The sequence below is a fragment of the Paenibacillus sp. J22P90 genome, assembly GCF_059692195.1.
Window position 1 is genome coordinate 17,085 of the sequence record NZ_JCAUAY010000013.1, and the last position, 18,434, is coordinate 35,518.

An 18,434-nucleotide genomic window follows, 5' to 3' on the forward strand; every position below is an offset into this window, starting at 1 on the left:
TATTATCAAATTAGGGGGGATTCCTATGAAGAAGTCACTTTTGATTGTTTTCCTTTTTCTATTCGTGCTAGGCTGTGAAGAGCAAATTATTACTGACGCAATTACTCAAGAATCGCCAAAGACAGTAGTAATGAATCAGGGCCTTATTACTATTGAAAATAATTCCGATGGAATGGCGCGTCGCAACTTAGAATACATCTCGAATGACAAAGGGAAGATAGCTGTCGACCCAAATTATTTTAATCAAAATAATATGAATCGCGGCGATGTTATTTACTATAGAACACCTGCCATAGATCAGATCAAATATCCAAGTTTAAATCCGTCAGAGTATAATATTGCAAGAGTTATCGCTCTTCATGGTGAAGTTATTGAAATAAAAAAAGGGCAAGTTTATGTTAACAATAAAAGGTTAGATACCTTCTATGGTAAAGCACTCAGTTGGGGACTCGAAAAAGAAGAGTATTTTAATACGGTTAATAAGCCAGGTACAATTCAATGTGATGAAGCTTGTCAGAAAACCATGAAAGAATACTTTAACATGGAAATGGCGAAGGTTAAAGTTCCTGAGGGACATGTCTTTGTGATGGGTGATACGTGGTGGAGAAGTGTTGACAGTCAAATTTTTGGTCCTTTGCCTGTCGCTGCTATTAAGGGAAAGGTATTGGGGTATGCTGGTAGCTGAATATTAAATCCACCCACACGGCAGTCGGAGACGTTTTTGCACTTTTTATGCAGCGTTGATTTGTGGTAGGCGGTTAATATGGATAGTTATGTATATTTTGGACAGAATAAGCACACGTAACCATGACCCGGGAATAGGTGAACATCATGAAAGCGACAGCTCATTCAATGGACATTGCGAAAAGCTTATCCATATCTATTCAGGATAATTTGACTTTATTGAATCAAATATTTGAAAGTGCAAATGATCTAGTGGTTCAAGAATGGCGTTTCGGTAACGATTTCTCCATTTCGGCCTGTTCGATTTACTTTAAAACACTTTCCAAGGAAAAAGAAACCAATTACCTAAAAAAAGCGCTTCAAGATCTACTTAAGTCTGAAAACGGAACTGCCATAGACGTGACACTGGAAGCTTTCACCTCATTTTTTGAAAACCATGGCGTATCTACAAAGAATGCTGTTCTAGTTGAACGTCTTGATGATGTTGTTACCCATATTTTAAGCGGTCAATTTGTTATTCTCCTCGATAAATGGTGTAAAGCACTTTCTTTTGATGCATTAGACGTCGAAACCAGGCCTGTGGCAGAACCGGTAAGTGAATCCGTTGTACAAGGTCCACGCGAAGGGAGTGTCGAAGATCTTCAAACTAATGTGGGATTAATACGAAAAAGGTTACGAACCCCAGACCTTAAAATGATTTTTATGGTCGGAGGAGGCGAATCGAAGACAAATCTCGTATACGGGTATTTAGATAACCGAGTGAGCAAGCCTTTGTTGAATGCTTTTGTTGAGAAAATAAGCTGCATCCCCGAGTTGGAAATCCTCGAGACATCTTATATCGAAGAATTGGTGGAGGATAATATCTATTCTCCGTTCCCGCAAGTGCGATTTACCGAACGTCCAGATGTAGTAGTTGCTGGACTTCTTGAAGGAAAGATAGTGGTGATGGTAGACGGTACCGGTACGATGATGTTATGCCCGGGCTTATTTATCGAATTGTTCCAATCAAGCGAAGATTATTACCAACGGACTGTCCTATCGAGTTTAATCCGGTTGTTGCGCATTTTTGCATTTTTTATCGCACTCTTGCTACCCAGCATGTATATTGCGCTCACGACATTTCATCCTGAGCTTATTCCAACCATATTGCTTCTTGCCATCGTCGACGCAAGAGAGGGGATACCTTTCCCTGCTTTTGTTGAAGCTTTTCTAATGGAGTTTTTCTTCGAATTGCTTCGGGAGGCTGGAATTCGCTTGCCACGTCCTGTTGGGTCAGCAGTTAGTATCGTTGGGGCACTTGTTATTGGGGAAGCCGCAATTTCAGCAGGCATTGCATCGCCAAGTATGGTCATCATCGTGTCATTAACGGGAATTGCTTCCTTTGCTATCCCTCAGTACAGTGTGGCTATCGGGTTACGTGTTTTGCGTTTTCCCTTGATGATTTTAGCAGCATGGCTCGGAGGGTACGGGCTGATGCTAGGGTTGTTGCTAATCTTGCTTCATCTGTGCAGATTGCGCCCGCTAGGTCAATATTACATGTCTCCGCTCGCGCCTTTGAACTTACCTGAATGGCGGGATGTATTTGTTCGTGCACCACTTCGACAGTTGATGCGAAAATCAAGAACTGGCATCCTAGGAAGGACAATACAGAAGGATGATAAAAGATGAAAAAGATTCTCCAAATGAACATGATATTGGTGATTGTTTCGTTCTTCCTGACTGGTTGCTGGAGTCATTACGAATTAACAGATTTGGTATTCGTGATGGGTTTGGCGATCGATACGAAACAGGATGGAACTGTGCAGATTACTACACAGTACTATAAACCAAAAGGTGGTAAGAGTAGTAGCCAAGGTATTGGAGCCTCAAGCTTTAATGTCATATCAACCGGCGATTCGGTACTACCAGCGATACGCAAAATCACAGGAGAGCTTGGAAGGAGATCGCAGTGGAGCCATATGCGAGTCATTCTGATTAGCGAAGAGACCGCACGCAGAACGAATATTGGCGATCTACTCGATATTTTCTATCGCGATCCTGAACCTCGACTAACTGCGTCCATCATGATTACAAAAGGTAATGCACAATCGTACTTAGAAAAGAAACCAACAATAGAGCAAACCACTAGTCAACAAATCATGCGATCCGAAGAGGCGCTATACAAGTACTCAGCTCGAACAGTGAACTCTAATTTATTAGATTTAGGTAAACAGTTGAAGGACAAAACCGGCAATGCTGTCATTGCTTACATCATTCCTAACCAGGAGAAAGGCTTCAAAGTAAGCGGTTCGGCCTTGTTTAAGAAAGACAGAATGGTTGATAAATTGACAGGAGATGAAAATGATGGATATCTCATGCTAACGAATCGTTATAACTATGGTCTGCTCGAGGTGCCATGTTTGGATACAGCAGAAAACAAACAGAAAAATGAAACCGTTGAAGTCACCGAGTTTTCAAGTAATTTGAAGTATCAATTTGATAAAGACAAATTAGTCGTTTCGGTTAAGGCAATGGCCAAAGGCTCGGCGCGAGAGCTTAAATGCACTGCTTTCGATTCAGTCGATGTAGAGAAAGCTTTTGTGAAGAAGACGGAGGAGATTATTGTCGATCAGATGAAACGAACTTTTGAGAATTTGCAAAAAAAGAAGTTGGACATCTTTCTAATCGGCAATCGTGTTTATCAAAATAATGAAACCTTATGGAAAAAGATAGAGCCGGATTGGGAAAACTATTTTTCAAATGCCAGTTTTGATGCTCGCGTTACGTTAAATCTGGAAAACACGGGTACATCTGCAGGTAAACCGGTATTTTCGAAGTAACTAGGAAAGGTGAACGTATGACTGAATTTCTTATTTTGATTATCATCCTATTTGGAGCGATTCTGATTCATGATTTCAAACTTTTAAAACAAGCCCAGGCTAGAGAACGCATCGTATATGTTTCGCTATTGACGGTTACCGTACTTATGAGCATCGATTGTATATGGCATACGAAACTGTTCGCAATATACGATTGGGCGGACTATGTATTTGGTAAAAGCTCCCATAAACTGGTTGAAATGTTGAAACCCTCTTAATAACTTGGAATTAGGTGAATGCATCATGGATTCAAAAGGATATAAGCTCAGTGCTAGACAGCTCGGAGTTTTATTTTTCACATATTTGACTGGGTCAACCATTATTAATATCCCAGGCCCCTTAATTGCAGTAGCGAAAAACAGTGCATGGTTGTCCATCCTTCTTTCTTGGACTGCCGGTTGTTTGCTGCTAACGGGTATGCTTTACTTGCATAGACGCTTTCCTAGCACTGATTTTATTGACATCAGCTCTTCCTTAATCGGTAAGGCCGCGACGTTCATCATCGTTATCCTTCTTCCGTTACCTTTTCTTATTCATATTGGTACTGGAATTACGCTGGATGTCGGCCTCTTTATGGAGAGCACCATGATGAGTGAGACTCCTGTTTACATCTTTACAGCAACAATTTTAATTGTTACTGTACTGACTGTTATGTCAGGCATTGAAGTCATTGCACAGATGTTTGCATTACTTTTAGTTACTTTATTGGTTTTTGTAGGCATCGTTATTGTGCTTAGCATTCCTGATTATGATTTTAGTAATTTAAAACCCCTGTTTCCAAGTGAGTTCAAATCTGTTATTTTAGGCGCTTATATGTCTTTTTCATTTCCATACGCTGAACTTTTTTTGTTTAGCATGTTGATCCCATTTGTAAGAGAAAATGAACGAAATCGGATACCGAAGGTTATGTTTGTCTCAATGTCCTTAAATCTGATCGTATTGATTCTGGTTACCACGAGCACGATCCTAGTCTTCGGTCCCATCGCTGGCGATCGTAAATTCCCTATGTTCGAGTTGGCGCGAATAATTGAGGTACAGGAAATCATTCAACGAATTGAATCCGTGATAGGGATGTCCTTGATTGTGGGCTCTTTTATGAAAGTAACAATTGCGCTGTATGTTATGAATTTATTTGTAGTACGATTGTTCAATCTTCGTGACAGCCGGCTGTTAATATTAATCTTGGGAATGATCTTTTTTTTAAATGGGAAAGCTTCCTTCACAGGCGTGAAGAAATGGGGGGAAATCGTTAGTTATTTAGGGCCAATGTGGGAGCCTTTTGCATTTGTAATGCCTTTATCAATTTTGCTTGCGGTCAGCGTGTTACGGCGTAATGTGGTACAAGCAAGGCCACCGAATTGAATAGATTGAACTACTAATAATGGAGATTGCAGTTCAGTTGCTCAGCTGCCTTTTCTCAACTAAAGGGAGTTATTTGTTGTCCAGTCATATAAATCGTACCATTCACTGTTTCATCCTTTAATAAGGGAACCGTAATATTTTCGAATACGTTCTCACTAAAGAAGACGTTGTGGGCAGGCTGCCAGCTTGAATAGGCAGTTATTTTGAATAAGGTCAAATAAAAACATAATAAAAACTAATATTTTTATAGAGGACTCTTCTACAAAATTGTCTATAATTTTAGATGCCGTAGATTGGCAGACATACGAGTATAAAATACTATCGATAGTTTTTTCATACATTCATACTTAGGAGGACATCATTTTATGGCCATGAAAAAGTACTTGCAAGCAGCTAGTAGCATTATGACAAACGGAAATGGCTTGCCACGTTATTCGCCGCCAGCTCTGAATGAAGCTCTACTGTTTTTGGAAGGGGAACTAACCCATAGAGGAATCATTTTTCAGCAAGAGACAATTACGGAAACGCAAGGCAAGCTCAATTTGACCGTAACGGATACCCAAGGTAACGGAATGATCGCGCAAGTAAAACTATTTCCGATGTTAGCTGACGACACGATGGAAACCGTCTATCAGGCAAATCATAGAATCGATTTTATCCTTGAATATACGTTGCCGGGTGGGAGCGTAACTTTGCCACTTCCATTAACTAATGAAAATAATGGTCGTTATTTGCTCGAAGTATCTAAAGGCCCTGCTTACAAGATTGTGAAGCGAGAAATAATCGTTAACGCGAATGAGGCGTTGGCTTGTCAAATTTGCCTCCCACAAATGGTGGATTGGACTGGAGAAGGCTGGTATGCGGGGGATTTGCATCATCATAGCGTCTATTCAAGTCCTCTTCACGGCGGGACGGATGACGTTATTGAGTCGCCGCAGCAAGTAGCATTTTCAATGGCAGCCGCAGGGCTAGATTATGGCGCGTTAAGCGATCATCACAATATTAAAAATCATCAAGATTGGCTCGCTACAGCGACAGACACGTTTTTACCAATTGTATCTAAAGAGATATCTACGACGAATGGACATGTCCTGTCATTAGGTGTTCATACCGACGTTATTTATAAAATACCGAAACAGGAAGACCGCACTGAACAATATTTGCGCCAAGAACATATTCGGACTTCGGAGGAGATCAGAGCGTGCGGGGGGCTTCCTCAGATCAACCATCCATGTGACAGGAATCCTGCAATTTCATTAGATCCGAAGTTTGCAGATATGATAGAAATATTTGATACAATTGAAGTTTGGAATGGCTCCAACCCGATGATCCCTGGAACGCCAAACTATGACGCCTTTATGTTCTGGTTGTCATTACTTGAAGAAGGGCGATTTGTTGCAGCTACGAGTGGAAGTGATACCCATAATATATGGGCGGATGACTTACACGGAAGACTTGAAAAATTTCCGTGGATGATCGCACATGGTAGAGAAATCTTTGATACTCTTCCAGTTGATCGACAGGATGTCCTTCGCTATCTCTTAGAAGTGCTCCAAGAAACAACGCCTATTATGGAGGAGTGGGCAGAAAATCGCTTAGGAAGCGGTTGCGTGCAAACATATATCCATACAGAGCAGCCGTTGACGGTAGAGTCCGTTTTGGATGCGCTGCTCAAAGGACATAGCTTTTTGACAAGCGGACCGTTGCTTCGGGTATCTGTAGAAGGTAAAGGTCCTGGGGAAACGCTCGTGACGGACAAGCAGTCTGTTAGCGCAGATGTTACGATTTTGTCCAATGTTCCATTAGACAGACTTTGCTTGTACACAAATGGCGAACAAAGAACGTACATTCCGTTAACGAATCGACTTGTGGACACAGAAAGCGAGGCTCAAGGCGCGGGGATTGTCTATGATTATAGTTTGGAAGTACCGGACATTCCTGTGGATAAAGTGAAATGGATTGTAGTAACTTTAGAAAAAGGCAGGGAATTCAGAGCGATTAGCAACCCAGTATTTATTGAGGCTAAATGAAGAGCAGTTTGAAGAATTTGCTAAATTAGTTACAAGTCATTGAAATGCTCTGGTAGTATTTGTTATTATGAAAATAATTTTGAGCTTATATGTGACTGGCGAAACATGGGGATCCATGAGGAAGCATATAGGATATAGCCGTACGCCTGGGCAGAGGTAAGGGGATTTTCCCCTTACCTCTTTATGTTTATTTGAGAGGAGTTGGAGAACATTAAATACTCGGCAATTGTACTTGATTTGGACGGAACGTTTCTCAACTCAGGCAGGATTTGAAAGGCATTCACTTGAAGTCACTAAGATTCTGATCACACATTTTGACAGCCCAGAAGAGATAAGAAGTTATTTAGGGAAGCAAGTGCATTTTGTAGTAACGGATCGTGGAACACTTATACAAATAATGAATCGCTCGATAAGTAAGGCCAGCGGTGTAGAGTTGCTTCTTATGCACTTAAAGATCCACTTATCCCAAGTCATTTTGTTTGGTGACGATTATAACGACCTCGAACTTTTTGAAATGCCGTTCCACAAAGTTGCCATGTTTAATGCTGTCAGCGAACTAAAAGAGTTAGCTAATCAAATTACGGATTCCAATGATAATGACGGCATTGCAATAGTACTGGAGCAGCTATGCTTACAGGGATAAAAGCCTCCGCCAAAAGGCTGAGGCCCCTATCACTCAAACATCAAGTACACAATACGATTACCTCTACACAATCAGCTTAGTTCCCAAAGAACACCTTGTCGACATAAATGTCGTCTCCCGTGGTCGGCGTTCCGCCGCTGGAGAACTTGAAGCCGTTCAGCTTCAGGATGTTGCCAGGGGAGGCGTACGTGCCGGCGGTGCCAATGTAGTCGTTGTTAATGTACACAGCAGCTGAAGTTTTGTTCGCTTCGAGGCGGAACTTGTTCCACGCGTTCAGCGTCGAGACAGTGCTGGCGCCGCCAATCACGACCCAATCAGAGCCGTCGTAATACTTCACGCTGCCGTCGCTATTAAGCGCCAAGTGATAAATGCTGTTCGTACCCGTACTCACCGACCCGTTGATGCCGAACAAGAAGCCGGTCGGTGCTGCAGTGACGTAAGCATAGAACTCTAGCGTCTTGCTATCCGCTGAATCAGCGTTCTCTGCCGCCATCGCGATAGCGCTAGTCGAGTTGTCATAGATCCTCAACGACTTGGTGCCCTCATAAGCGCGCGTATTGGAGACTGTCGCCATAGTAGCTGTTGTATAGCCGGCAGGCGAGGACCCCACGGTATCGCTCTCGAACGTGTTATTAATTGCATTTACCTCCGTAATCAATACATCGTCCACATACGCCTTGTCGCCGGTCGGCGCGGTACCGGAGCTGGAGAATGCGAAGCCGTTTAACAACTGAACATTTGCCGGAATGGCGTACATTGTAGCCGTACCGATGAGTGTCCCTCCAACATACACTTTAGCATTCGTCAGGGTAGCATCTACCCGTACGAGGCTCCAGCTATTCGTAGGCACTGTCCCCGCCGCACCGATCTGCACCCAACCCGAGCCGTTGTGATATTGAACGGACCCGTTAGAGAATACCGCAAAATGATAAACCTCGGTATCTCCCGAACTCACCTGTCCCAGCACATTAAACATGATTGATCCTGAGGTCGCATAACCGGTCGGCTTCAAGCGGAATGACAGCTGTTTGCTCCCCGTCGCATCCACGGTTTTCTCAATCAAAGCGATCCCACTGCTCGAAGTGTCGTTGATATATAGTGCGCGATCGCTCTCAAACCCGTCAGCATTGCTGACCGTCACCATGTTGTCGTTGGAGTAGCCGTACGGGGCTTCCGATAATGCGTTATTTTCAAAAGAGTCTTCCGTCGAATAAAGCTCCAGTTCGTTCAAAGCGATGTAGGCGGATGTGCCACTGGCGAGCACCTTTACATACCGCGCCGATAAAGGAACTCCGAAATGCGTATATTCCATTGCATAATGTTTTTTGTTCGAGTACGTTTTGACTGGGATACCCCAGTTGACGCCGTCCGTGGAAAAATAAATATCCGCCGTCTCAGCCGTGCCGATGTTCAAGCTAGTGCCGATATCGGTGATCCGGTATGTTTTATCCAGTTCGATTTGGAACGAGGCGTTTGTCGTGCTACCGGCCGACCCAGTCTTAAGGGCACCGCTCCAATAATTGGTGCTGCCGTCGAAGGCTCCAGCGATGCGTGCTTCGGGATGCGAAGCATTCGAGTAACTCATGTCCGTCGTGACCGTAATTTTGCTTTGCTTGTATTTTTCATTGAGATCGATACGGTTGATCGGGGTTTTGACGACATCGACGAGCTTGCCCCAGATGGACAGTTTGTTCGGACTCGGGAAGTAAGAGTAGCTCCAATCCGCCCCGGTATCACCCACCTGCAAGAACCTGTTCGGACCGCCCGTAACTAAGCCCGTATACCCTGTAGTTTCTAACACATCTGCCGTTTCGGAAAAAGTAGAGGTGAAATTGCTCCATGAAGTGCCGTTGCCGTCCTCGGAAAGCAGAAACTTCGTATTCGGCCGGCCGTAGCTAAGCACCAGAACGCCGTTGGGCAGGAGCAGAAGTTCGGGGTCAACGCTTTGAGCATTGGTATCCGAGACACCGGGCAGCTTAGCAGGGGTGGTCCATGTAAGGCCGTTGTCGGTAGAGCGAGCGTAATACATCGGCACAAAGCTGTTGGTCCGCATGACAGCCAGCAACGAACCGTTGGCGGTCCGAGCAATCGCTGTTTCGTTGAAGCCCAAGCTCGAGACGTAGCCGATCGTGGAAATGACGTTCCATGTAGCTCCGCCGTCTGTTGATTTGGCCAACATGGAACGGTTAACAACATCGCCCGTGTAGTTGCCATAGGCTGGCATATACAGGGTACCGTCAGGATCCGCTACAATTCCGCGATGCATCCGGGGTTCACCGTTGATGGAGTTAGGGAACGTGATGGTGCCGTTCGTATACGTCGTCCAGTTGACGCCGTTGTCGGACGACGTATAATACTGCATGGTCCATTTTTTGTTTGCTGTACCAGAAACAACCCCAGTCGGTTTGAAATCGACGGCCAGAAGCGTGCCATCGTTCCGTTTAACGGCATTGATAAAAGCGAGCGACGTCCCAGTCACCTCCGTAGAAGAGGGGAATGTCAAGCCCCCGTCCGTAGAGACGCGGTACGTGTTGACAGGAGTAACGCTGGCGGAATCAGGCGACTCGCTATAGCTCAGAAAAATTTTCTTGTACACATTGCCGCTGCCATCCACCGCATCGAATCCAAATACGAATGGAAACTGCTTCAACTGGCTGCCAGTTGCCGTTGTGATTGTGCCAGGTTGACTAGTATGAACCTCTACATCTGCGATTGCCGCACCTGCGGTTAAAGCGCCGCAGAACAAGCCAATTCCCGCCGCCACAGTCAATCCTAACCATTTGGCGGATTTTATCCTCCAGTCTACCCAATCCCTATTTCCCATCAACATCGCTCCTTCGCAATTTTGAAATGAATTACAAATTTAATTAATGAAATGGAGGGCCAAAATATAAGGTGAATTTATACAGGTTTTAGTTGAATTTTTCGGTTTTCAAAAACACTGGGCTTCCCCGTTCATCGATAGCCTATTTTCGTAACGCGCAGGTTTGTTGCGTATTTTGCCGAATAGAAGTATTCATTATGAAATGTGCATGATTGGGGGGATACAAGTGAATACAGAACAATTTAATGAATTAATCGAAACCCTATTTGGTGATCTCCTACAACAATTTGCTTATGGGGAGGAATTTGCATTTTATAACTATGGTCCTGATGTATTTCATCGAATTGGGTATGCAACCAATATTACTCCCGAACTTATTGAACAAGCCGCACAAAAGAAAGTAGATCTTATAGTTACCCACCATGATGCATGGGATTTTGTCTTTGGAATGAAAGAAGATTGTCATAAACTTCTGGCATCCTATGGAATCAGTGATTTTTTCGTGCATTTGCCATTGGATTATGAAACTCCGAAAAGCTAATAAAAAGAGTGGGCATTATTACAGGGGCAGGAAACTCTACAAAATGTCTCCGTGATGCCCATTATTCAGAATGCGATTTCTATATTACTGGTGAGAAAATCTTATACACAATCCAGTATGCAACATTCATTAAAATGAACCTGATTGTTGGAAGTCACACGTTCACAGAGATTTTTGGAGTGAAATCCCTGTCTGAAAAAATCAAAGAAAAATTCGACTCTTTAGAGATTATTGAATTAGTTGAAGATCATATTGAATAGATTTGTTGTTATAATATTTTAACTATTAAGGGAGCAGGAGATATTATGGTGTATAAATGGGATGAGACGTATATACCTGATCAATCGGGAAAAACGATCATAATTACTGGATCCAGCAGTGGACTTGGATTGCAAACTGCGAGAGCGCTCGCCGTTAGAGGTGCAGAAGTGATTCTTGCCGTTCGTAATGAACAGAAAGGAATTGAGGCGGCACAACAAATTAAATTACTTCATGCAAAAGCAGACGTAAAGGTCATGAAGCTTAATTTGGGTGATCTTAACGACATTCGCAATTTTGTGGTAGATTTTAATAAGCAATATTCAGATTTGGACATTTTAATAAATAATGCCGGCGTCATGATGCCGCCTCACCAGAAAACAAAGGACGGGTTCGAGCTGCAGTTCGGTACGAACCATTTGGGCCATTTTGCATTAACCGGGTTGCTACTCCCAAAGTTGCTCAGTACACCACATTCTCGTGTAGTGACGCTAAGCAGCTTAGCTGCCCAGAAAGGACGTATATTCTTCGATAATCTGGACGGTTCAAATGGGTATCGAGGATTCCCTTTTTATAGGCAGAGTAAGTTGGCAAACCTGTTGTTCGCAAAGGAGCTGCATATAAGGCTAAGTGCATCCAAGATGAACACAATAAGCATCGCGTGTCATCCTGGCATTGCAGCAACAAATATCACTTCTCGGGGTTCTGGGCGCGAAATGAAGTTCTTCAATAAATTAATGAGCTCGTTGTTCCAAACTGCAGCGATGGGTGCGCTGCCAACCTTGTATGCCGCAACGGAACCATCATTGTTAGGTGGGGAATACATTGCACCTGATGGCCGAGGAGCGAAGAAAGGAAATCCAGCAATCGATACTTCCATACATAAGCTGTTTGATAAAAGTGTTTCAGAGCGGCTGTGGCAGATTTCTGAGGAATTGACAGGGGTTCATTACACTTTCCATGAATAATTCAACAAACGGATAACAATAACACAATAACAGGGAGCAGGTTGCCACGGCAGCTGCTCCCTGTTTTATTCAAATTATTCGGACATTGGCATCGCAAATAGTACGTACTACTACGTGTTGCAGGCGATGAATACGGGCGGCTTCAGTGTTAACTCTGCGGAAGCGAGCGCGACGCTGAACGCCGCAACGCTTGATGCGCCGACAGGCTATTTTGTCTTTCGCAGCATGCGGAGCGGCGGTGGCTATACGCCAATAGGCACGGTAGCGGATGGCAGTGCGATGGGTTATATGGATAAGGGCGTAGAGAACGGTCCAGCACTGGCACGCAACTGGTTATATTTCAACTTCAGCTTATCAAGATACATATTCGTTTTAATTATCTTCCCCCTATTATTACTTAAGCCAATAACATATTCTTGAAGGAAAGACAATGGAGGGGTGGGGTATAATGTTCCAAGTCTACAAACTTAAAGATAAAGCCAAACAATTTGAAAACGCCGTCCAAATGTTTTGGAGCCAATGGGGAAGCGATAAGAATTATAAATTCTATTACGACTGTATGTTTCATTCATTGAAAACGGAGAGTGACTTGCCTTGTTTTTATATTGCAGTACAAAATGATTCAATCATCGGTACCTATGCGTTGCTAAGGAATGACTTGGTTAGCCGTCAAGATGTTTTTCCATGGCTGGCCTGTTTATACGTCCTACCGGAATGCAGAGGGCAAAATGTGGGAGCCAAACTGCTGCAACATGCACTTCACGAAACCCTGAAATTGGGATATGACACCCTCTATCTCTGCACTGATTTGGAGGGCTACTACGAAAAACATGGGTGGGTACACTTAACCAACGGATATATCTTTAATGGTGTAGAAACGAAAATTTATTCAGCATCTACAGCAACATTTAAATGTCCGGATGAAAGTCTAGTAATCCAATCCATAACGGAATGCCCTGAACGTCGAGATTCGTTTATAACCTATATTTCTGAAGCTTGGCCAGCCATAAAAGGTGCTGCAATCACCCAAATGGAAGAAAGTTTATGGATGACGAACGCTTTGCCATTGACCTTTTTGATGCTAAAGAATGACCGGATTATCGGCTTTTATCAAATGATTGAGCAGGAATATTTAGTTCGAAAAGATTTATCACCCTGGATTGCACCGTTATTCATCGACAAGAGCGAGCGAGGTCAGGCTTTAGGAGCTTTACTTTTACAACATGCAAGAAAAACGGCAGGCCAGTTGGGGTATGAAAAGGTCTACTTAACTACGGATCATATTCGATATTACGAGAAGTATGGTTTCACAGAGATTGGACTTAGCAATTTTGAGTGGGGACGCCCAAGTAAAATATATGAGAACCACACATTAGTGTGATGGAATAGGATAAAAAATTACGATGAGATAAGGAGTAACGTCATGGTCAATAGAGCCCAAGTCTGGATTAACTGTGATGTAGATATTAAACAATTCGTTGATAACCTGGTAGAACAGTTGAAAACTATTCTAGGAAATCAGCTGATAGGTATCTATCTCCATGGTTCATTAGCTATGGGCAGTTATTATCGTCCCAAAAGTGACATTGATCTGATTATAGTCGTAAACAGTAAACTGGCAGACGATTTGGCTAAAATAGTTGGCGTCTCTATCGCTAACGAGACGGTCAACAGACCTACAACTGGTAATGTTGAACTTAGTGTAATTACTGCAGAGGTAGCAAGGCAAATCCCCGATTCGACTCCTTTTGAAGTTCATTACAGCTCGGGATGGCATGAGAAAATTCTCAATGATGAAATAGATTATAGTCAAGTGAGAACAGACATTGACCTACCCTCACATTTAGCCTATGTAACGCAGCGAGGCATTTGTTTATATGGTAAACCCATATCCGATATATTTGGCAAAGTAAATTGGCAATATTTCATAGACTCTGTCATGGATGACTTTACATGGATACTTCAAGATGAGCATATTCTGGAGACGCCATTTTATAGTGTTTTGAACATTTGTCGTGTGTTTCAACTACACAGACAAGACGATCAGAGAGTCCACAGTAAAGATGAAGGCGGTGAATGGGGAATTCAACATATGCCACAGGAGTTTCATCCATTGATTCAAAGAGCACTAGATGTTTATCGTTCTTCAGATATAGTGAATGAGGAGCAACGAAGAACAGGAGGGAAGAAATGGGACAAAACTGCCCTACTCTCCTTCAGGAACTATGCCCGTATGAAATTCAATCAAAACCAAGAAAGATAGCCCCGCAGATAATACGCAAGGAGGGTAACAAGGAATGGGGAGCTGCAAAATAAACCGCCTTTACAAGGGCGGTTTTTATTTGTTGTAAAGCAATTTAAAAATTAACAGGAAACTTTTTCCAAAATGTAACGTCTAAGCATATTAGGATTTCTAAAGAAATTTCTTAAATGTACAAGTAGACAACTGGTTTATAAGACAGGAGTGGGGACTATGAAAAAAATTATTATATTAATGATTTTCCAATTACTTTTGTTTTCTAATTTTTCCTCGGCACAAGAGAATTTGTTCAGCCCGACAAAGAAAGAAAATGACAGTCTTCTTGTTACTAAAGGTCTTATAAATGATGAAATCTTGAAACTTGACTATCGTAGTGAAATTTTAGCTAATGCATTGAGAACACAAAGTATTGACGATAGTAATTTTAGAACCATTTCCAGTTCTTTATTAAACCCGATACAAAAAGGAGTATATGTCCCGAATAGTGGGCATCCAAATGGTACGCCTCCATCTCCAAAAGAGCCTGAGCGTATACCAATGAAAGTTAAGTTTAACGGCAACATGATGAATTTTGAAAATGAACAACTCCCTGTGATAAAAAATGGGCTTACATTAATTCCATTAAGAGTAATCTTTGAAGCACTTGGAGCAAAAGTTGAATGGAATCAAGATACGTATACAGTAACAGCAACAAAAGAAAATACAACAATTGTTCTCTCCGTCGGTAATTCTAATGCGATTGTAAACGGAGCTGTAGTGCAGCTAGAACTGCCTTCAGAAATTGTTAATGATAAAACAATGATACCTTTGCGCTTTGTTAGCGAAGCGCTAGGTGCAAAAGTAGATTGGATTGAATATACGAGGACAGTCCTCATTTATAATGAATTACTACCTAAAACATTTGCTTACATTGTTGTAGGTTCAATGGAACACAATGTTGTTGATGCACTCGGTCCAAATTATCAAAAAATAATAAGTACACAATTACAATTACCTGTTTGGAGGTATGATGATAAAGCAAACTTAAATTATTCTGTTCCTAATATAAATAATGTTAATGTTGATTTCCAAGGGTTATTGAATGGTTCACTCCGAACGCAATTATTCGTATATTGGAAAGCGGGGAAGATTGAAGCCTATCCTGTAATTGACCATTTTGTTTTGTATTATTTGGACCAAGATGACCAAAAGATCCATGAATATCATGTAAAACGCGATGGAACAATTGAAGAGGTCATCTTGAATTTAAAGGGTTGGTGATTATACGTCATAAGACCATTTCGAAAGGCACTCCTCTGAGCATCGGAGGAGTGTTTTCTTTATGCTTCATAGACTACCTATTCACCACTCCCTAAATATCCTTCCGTCTGTTTACCCAAAGACCCGATTTGTCCAACAATTCACGGTTTTGTCCATCCCGCCGCGTTTCCTTAGCTTGTAGAATAAAAGTGAACATGTATTAAACAAGTATGGAGGTGTAGCTTGAAGTTTGCTGCTCGATGATTTCCAATACTAGTCCCCCTTAGGAGGAAAGTTGAATGAAATTGAAAAGAAAACTGATTACGCTGCTTCTTACTGGATGTATGCTGATGATGATGCTTGCGACTGTGCCGACCCTTGCTGCGGATATGCTGGCGACTAACTACAGTTTCGAATCCGGGTTGACCGGATGGACGTACAGCACCACGGCAAGCAGTGGAGCCTTTGCTTCATCGACTGTGCAAGCGAATACTGGGAGCAAAAGCGTCAAAATGACGGACACGGGCGCAACCGATAACTATGGCTTGGAGAGCAATCGGATTACGGCAACGGCAGGCAAAACTTATATGGTTTATGCTTGGGCCTATATCGAGACCGGGAAGGCATACTTATATATCCGTTTCTACGATGCCTCGGGCAATCTACTCGCTACGCAGATCGCGGACAAAAACACACCTACGCAAGAGTGGACATACATGAAAGTGAAGCTGGCAGCTCCCGCCAATACGGCGACAGCGAGCGCCATGCTCTACACGAGCACCTCAAACACCGGAACCGTGTATTGGGATGACGTGTACATCACACAGGAATTTACGAACTTAGGCACTACTTTAACAAATGCAACACCGCAAGGCGCGACAATCGGGATGGAGAGCAGCAACGAAGTGTTCTACGTCACCATGCAGGGCAGCAAGAGCACACCAGCTCGCATTGCGGCTGTGGATATCAATACTGGCAGCGTGCTTCGTATGGTAAATCTAGGATCTGTTGGTGAAACGGAAGGAGCTTGGGGTGCCACAACTAGTTCTGATGGCTACATTTATGCCGCCACGTACCCGCAAGCCAAGGTGTACAAATACACACCAGGTGCTACATCTGCGACCGACCTAGGTACTGCTTTGTCAGGACAGACACATATCTATAACATTACGGCGGGTCTCAGCGGTAAAATTTATGGCGGCACCTATCCGAACGCTGGATTTTTCCGCTACTACAACGGTGCCTACTTGCAATTGGGCAATATGCCGTTCGCTACAGGCGAAACTTACGTTCGCAGCATGGCTTACGATCCCGTAAATAATGTATCCTACATTGGTCTTGGACCTGTTGCGGCAATCAAGCGATTTGACCATACGACAGGTCAGATAGATAACATCTTGCCTTCGACATATGCGAGCGATGATTTCGTATACGGCTTGAATCTGGAAGGCGGCAAGCTGTTCGCGCGGCTAGGTCCGAGCAACAAGCTGGTTGTATTGAATGTAGACAATGTGAATGGTGTGATCACCACAACGGTAGATGCCGAGATCAGCGGGGTTGCCTCCCAGAACCAATCTCCGGTATACAACGGCAAAGTTTATTTCACGATTGACGGAATTATTCATGCCTATGACATTGCGAACAAAACGTACAGCTCGCTCAGTGCAGATGCAACTATTCATCCAATCCGCATGGGGCTTGTTCAGCTTGATGATCAAACGAACTATCCGGGAACGACTTTGGTCGGCGTAGGCTTCAGAGAAACAGGGACTCGGATGTTCAAATACAATATTCAAAACGGGACGATCACATACAGCGATTTGAACATTCCTAGGATTGCCACCACCATTAATGCTGTAGGAACGGGACCCGATAACAAAATTTATACAAGCGGCTACTACTCCGGAGGGATGGGGATCTATTCTCCGCTACGTACAGACCAGAACGTTTACCAAGGTAATATCGGGCAGATCGAATCTTTTGCATCGATGGGCAACACGTTGTACATGGGCGGTTACCCGAAAGGCAGATTATATGCAACAACACCTTCCACCGGTTGGAATCCTACGTTCTTGTTCGATACTTCGGCATATGAACAAGAGCGGCCGAACGTGCTAGCTACCGGAGGCGGCAAAGTGTTCATGGGCACAACTCCGGTAGCTGGCAAACTAGGGGGCGCTTTAACGATCTACGATCCCGCAACCAGCAGTGTAACTGTGAAACGAAATCTCGTTCAGGATCAGAGCGTAATCTCCATCGCTTACAAGGACGGCAAAGTGTATGCAGGTACGACAATCTCTGGCGGACAAAGTGCGACTCCAACTACAAGCGCAGCGAAGCTGGCGATCTACGATATAGCGACGGATACAACGACGGTGAAGACACTTCCGGTGTCCAAAAAAGCTTTGACTGCGTTGACAGTTGGCCCGGACGGGAAAATTTGGGGGCTGCTGGAGGGATACTTGATTATATATAACCCAACCACAGGCGTGTTCGATTATAGCGCTCTGAAATTTTCAGATGTCGATTATAGTGGCAATGCTTACATTTGGCGTGACGGGACGCTGCTCGAGGGCAAGTTCGGTGACGTTCTTGGGACGCTTGACGGAAAACTGTTTACCATTGACGCTTCGACCAAAGCCGTATCCATCCTGGTTTCGAGCGGCGCGAGCGCTTTAGCAGAAGATGAATTAGGCAACGTTTATTATCGTGTAGGCACAAATTTATATAGATACGCTTACTAACCTAGAGTTCATATACGCAATCT

14 protein-coding genes, 1 pseudogene and 1 riboswitch are annotated in these 18,434 nt (G+C 43.4%); of the genes and pseudogenes, 14 read left to right on the forward strand and 1 reads right to left on the reverse strand.

Features of this window, described 5'->3' with window-relative positions; genetic code table 11:
* Positions 1–25: 25 nt before the first annotated feature.
* From lepB to AC58UX_RS29155, 7 genes are all read left to right on the forward strand, one after another.
* Positions 26–685 carry a signal peptidase I gene (gene lepB / locus AC58UX_RS29125; RefSeq protein ID WP_497259333.1) on the forward strand — a complete coding sequence of 220 codons (660 nt, stop codon included), beginning with the start codon at positions 26–28 and terminating at the stop codon, positions 683–685.
* A gap of 146 nt (positions 686–831) precedes the next feature.
* On the forward strand, positions 832–2,352 hold the full coding sequence (locus tag AC58UX_RS29130) for a spore germination protein (RefSeq protein ID WP_497259335.1): 1,521 nt from the start codon (positions 832–834) through the stop codon (positions 2,350–2,352).
* Entirely contained in the window at positions 2,349–3,503 is a 1,155-nt protein-coding gene (locus AC58UX_RS29135) for a Ger(x)C family spore germination protein (RefSeq protein ID WP_497259337.1), read from the forward strand. Before AC58UX_RS29130 ends, AC58UX_RS29135 begins: the two co-directional genes overlap by 4 nt.
* 17 nt (positions 3,504–3,520) lie before the next feature.
* Positions 3,521–3,760, forward strand: a complete 240-nt coding sequence (locus tag AC58UX_RS29140; RefSeq protein ID WP_497259339.1) for a hypothetical protein — start codon at positions 3,521–3,523, stop codon at positions 3,758–3,760.
* A 25-nt stretch (positions 3,761–3,785) separates the two neighbouring features.
* Complete coding sequence (locus tag AC58UX_RS29145) at positions 3,786–4,904, forward strand: GerAB/ArcD/ProY family transporter (protein ID WP_497259341.1); 1,119 nt, start codon at positions 3,786–3,788, stop codon at positions 4,902–4,904.
* Positions 4,905–5,269: 365 nt separating this feature from the next.
* Positions 5,270–6,934, forward strand: coding sequence for a CehA/McbA family metallohydrolase (locus AC58UX_RS29150; RefSeq protein ID WP_497259343.1), 1,665 nt, complete (start codon positions 5,270–5,272; stop codon positions 6,932–6,934).
* Positions 6,935–7,015: 81 nt separating this feature from the next.
* Positions 7,016–7,093, forward strand: a riboswitch (ZMP/ZTP riboswitch).
* A 73-nt stretch (positions 7,094–7,166) separates the two neighbouring features.
* Entirely contained in the window at positions 7,167–7,577 is a 411-nt protein-coding gene (locus AC58UX_RS29155) for an HAD hydrolase family protein (RefSeq protein WP_497259345.1), read from the forward strand.
* Positions 7,578–7,653: 76 nt separating this feature from the next.
* Here the strand turns inward: AC58UX_RS29155 and AC58UX_RS29160 are convergent, their stop codons facing one another.
* Positions 7,654–10,401, reverse strand: coding sequence for an exo-alpha-sialidase (locus AC58UX_RS29160; RefSeq protein WP_497259347.1), 2,748 nt, complete (start codon positions 10,399–10,401; stop codon positions 7,654–7,656).
* 226 nt (positions 10,402–10,627) lie between these two features.
* Here AC58UX_RS29160 and AC58UX_RS29165 point away from each other — a divergent pair.
* The 7 genes and pseudogenes from AC58UX_RS29165 (at position 10,628) to AC58UX_RS29195 (ending at position 18,411) form a co-directional block, all read left to right on the forward strand.
* A pseudogene (locus AC58UX_RS29165) lies at positions 10,628–11,202 on the forward strand (Nif3-like dinuclear metal center hexameric protein).
* A 45-nt stretch (positions 11,203–11,247) separates the two neighbouring features.
* Complete coding sequence (locus AC58UX_RS29170) at positions 11,248–12,168, forward strand: oxidoreductase (RefSeq protein ID WP_497259349.1); 921 nt, start codon at positions 11,248–11,250, stop codon at positions 12,166–12,168.
* A 126-nt stretch (positions 12,169–12,294) separates the two neighbouring features.
* Positions 12,295–12,588, forward strand: coding sequence for a hypothetical protein (locus AC58UX_RS29175; RefSeq protein WP_497259351.1), 294 nt, complete (start codon positions 12,295–12,297; stop codon positions 12,586–12,588).
* A 28-nt stretch (positions 12,589–12,616) separates the two neighbouring features.
* Complete coding sequence (locus tag AC58UX_RS29180; protein ID WP_497259353.1) at positions 12,617–13,549, forward strand: GNAT family N-acetyltransferase; 933 nt, start codon at positions 12,617–12,619, stop codon at positions 13,547–13,549.
* 42 nt (positions 13,550–13,591) lie between these two features.
* Positions 13,592–14,431 carry an aminoglycoside adenylyltransferase domain-containing protein gene (locus tag AC58UX_RS29185; RefSeq protein ID WP_497259355.1) on the forward strand — a complete coding sequence of 280 codons (840 nt, stop codon included), beginning with the start codon at positions 13,592–13,594 and terminating at the stop codon, positions 14,429–14,431.
* Between the two features lie 210 nt (positions 14,432–14,641).
* Entirely contained in the window at positions 14,642–15,688 is a 1,047-nt protein-coding gene (locus AC58UX_RS29190; protein ID WP_497259357.1) for a copper amine oxidase N-terminal domain-containing protein, read from the forward strand.
* A gap of 278 nt (positions 15,689–15,966) precedes the next feature.
* Complete coding sequence (locus AC58UX_RS29195) at positions 15,967–18,411, forward strand: carbohydrate binding domain-containing protein (protein WP_497259359.1); 2,445 nt, start codon at positions 15,967–15,969, stop codon at positions 18,409–18,411.
* Positions 18,412–18,434 lie beyond the last annotated feature (23 nt).

Bases quoted from the DNA above. Each gene is read 5' to 3' on its own strand.
- lepB (WP_497259333.1), top strand. From the start codon at position 26: ATGAAGAAGTCACTTTTGATTGTTTTCCTTTTTCTATTCGTGCTAGGC.
- AC58UX_RS29130 (WP_497259335.1), top strand. From the start codon at position 832: ATGAAAGCGACAGCTCATTCAATGGACATTGCGAAAAGCTTATCCATA.
- AC58UX_RS29135 (WP_497259337.1), top strand. From the start codon at position 2,349: ATGAAAAAGATTCTCCAAATGAACATGATATTGGTGATTGTTTCGTTC.
- AC58UX_RS29140 (WP_497259339.1), top strand. From the start codon at position 3,521: ATGACTGAATTTCTTATTTTGATTATCATCCTATTTGGAGCGATTCTG.
- AC58UX_RS29145 (WP_497259341.1), top strand. From the start codon at position 3,786: ATGGATTCAAAAGGATATAAGCTCAGTGCTAGACAGCTCGGAGTTTTA.
- AC58UX_RS29150 (WP_497259343.1), top strand. From the start codon at position 5,270: ATGGCCATGAAAAAGTACTTGCAAGCAGCTAGTAGCATTATGACAAAC.
- AC58UX_RS29160 (WP_497259347.1), bottom strand. From the start codon at position 10,401: ATGGGAAATAGGGATTGGGTAGACTGGAGGATAAAATCCGCCAAATGG.
- AC58UX_RS29170 (WP_497259349.1), top strand. From the start codon at position 11,248: ATGGTGTATAAATGGGATGAGACGTATATACCTGATCAATCGGGAAAA.
- AC58UX_RS29175 (WP_497259351.1), top strand. From the start codon at position 12,295: ATGAATACGGGCGGCTTCAGTGTTAACTCTGCGGAAGCGAGCGCGACG.
- AC58UX_RS29180 (WP_497259353.1), top strand. From the start codon at position 12,617: ATGTTCCAAGTCTACAAACTTAAAGATAAAGCCAAACAATTTGAAAAC.
- AC58UX_RS29185 (WP_497259355.1), top strand. From the start codon at position 13,592: ATGGTCAATAGAGCCCAAGTCTGGATTAACTGTGATGTAGATATTAAA.
- AC58UX_RS29190 (WP_497259357.1), top strand. From the start codon at position 14,642: ATGAAAAAAATTATTATATTAATGATTTTCCAATTACTTTTGTTTTCT.
- AC58UX_RS29195 (WP_497259359.1), top strand. From the start codon at position 15,967: ATGAAATTGAAAAGAAAACTGATTACGCTGCTTCTTACTGGATGTATG.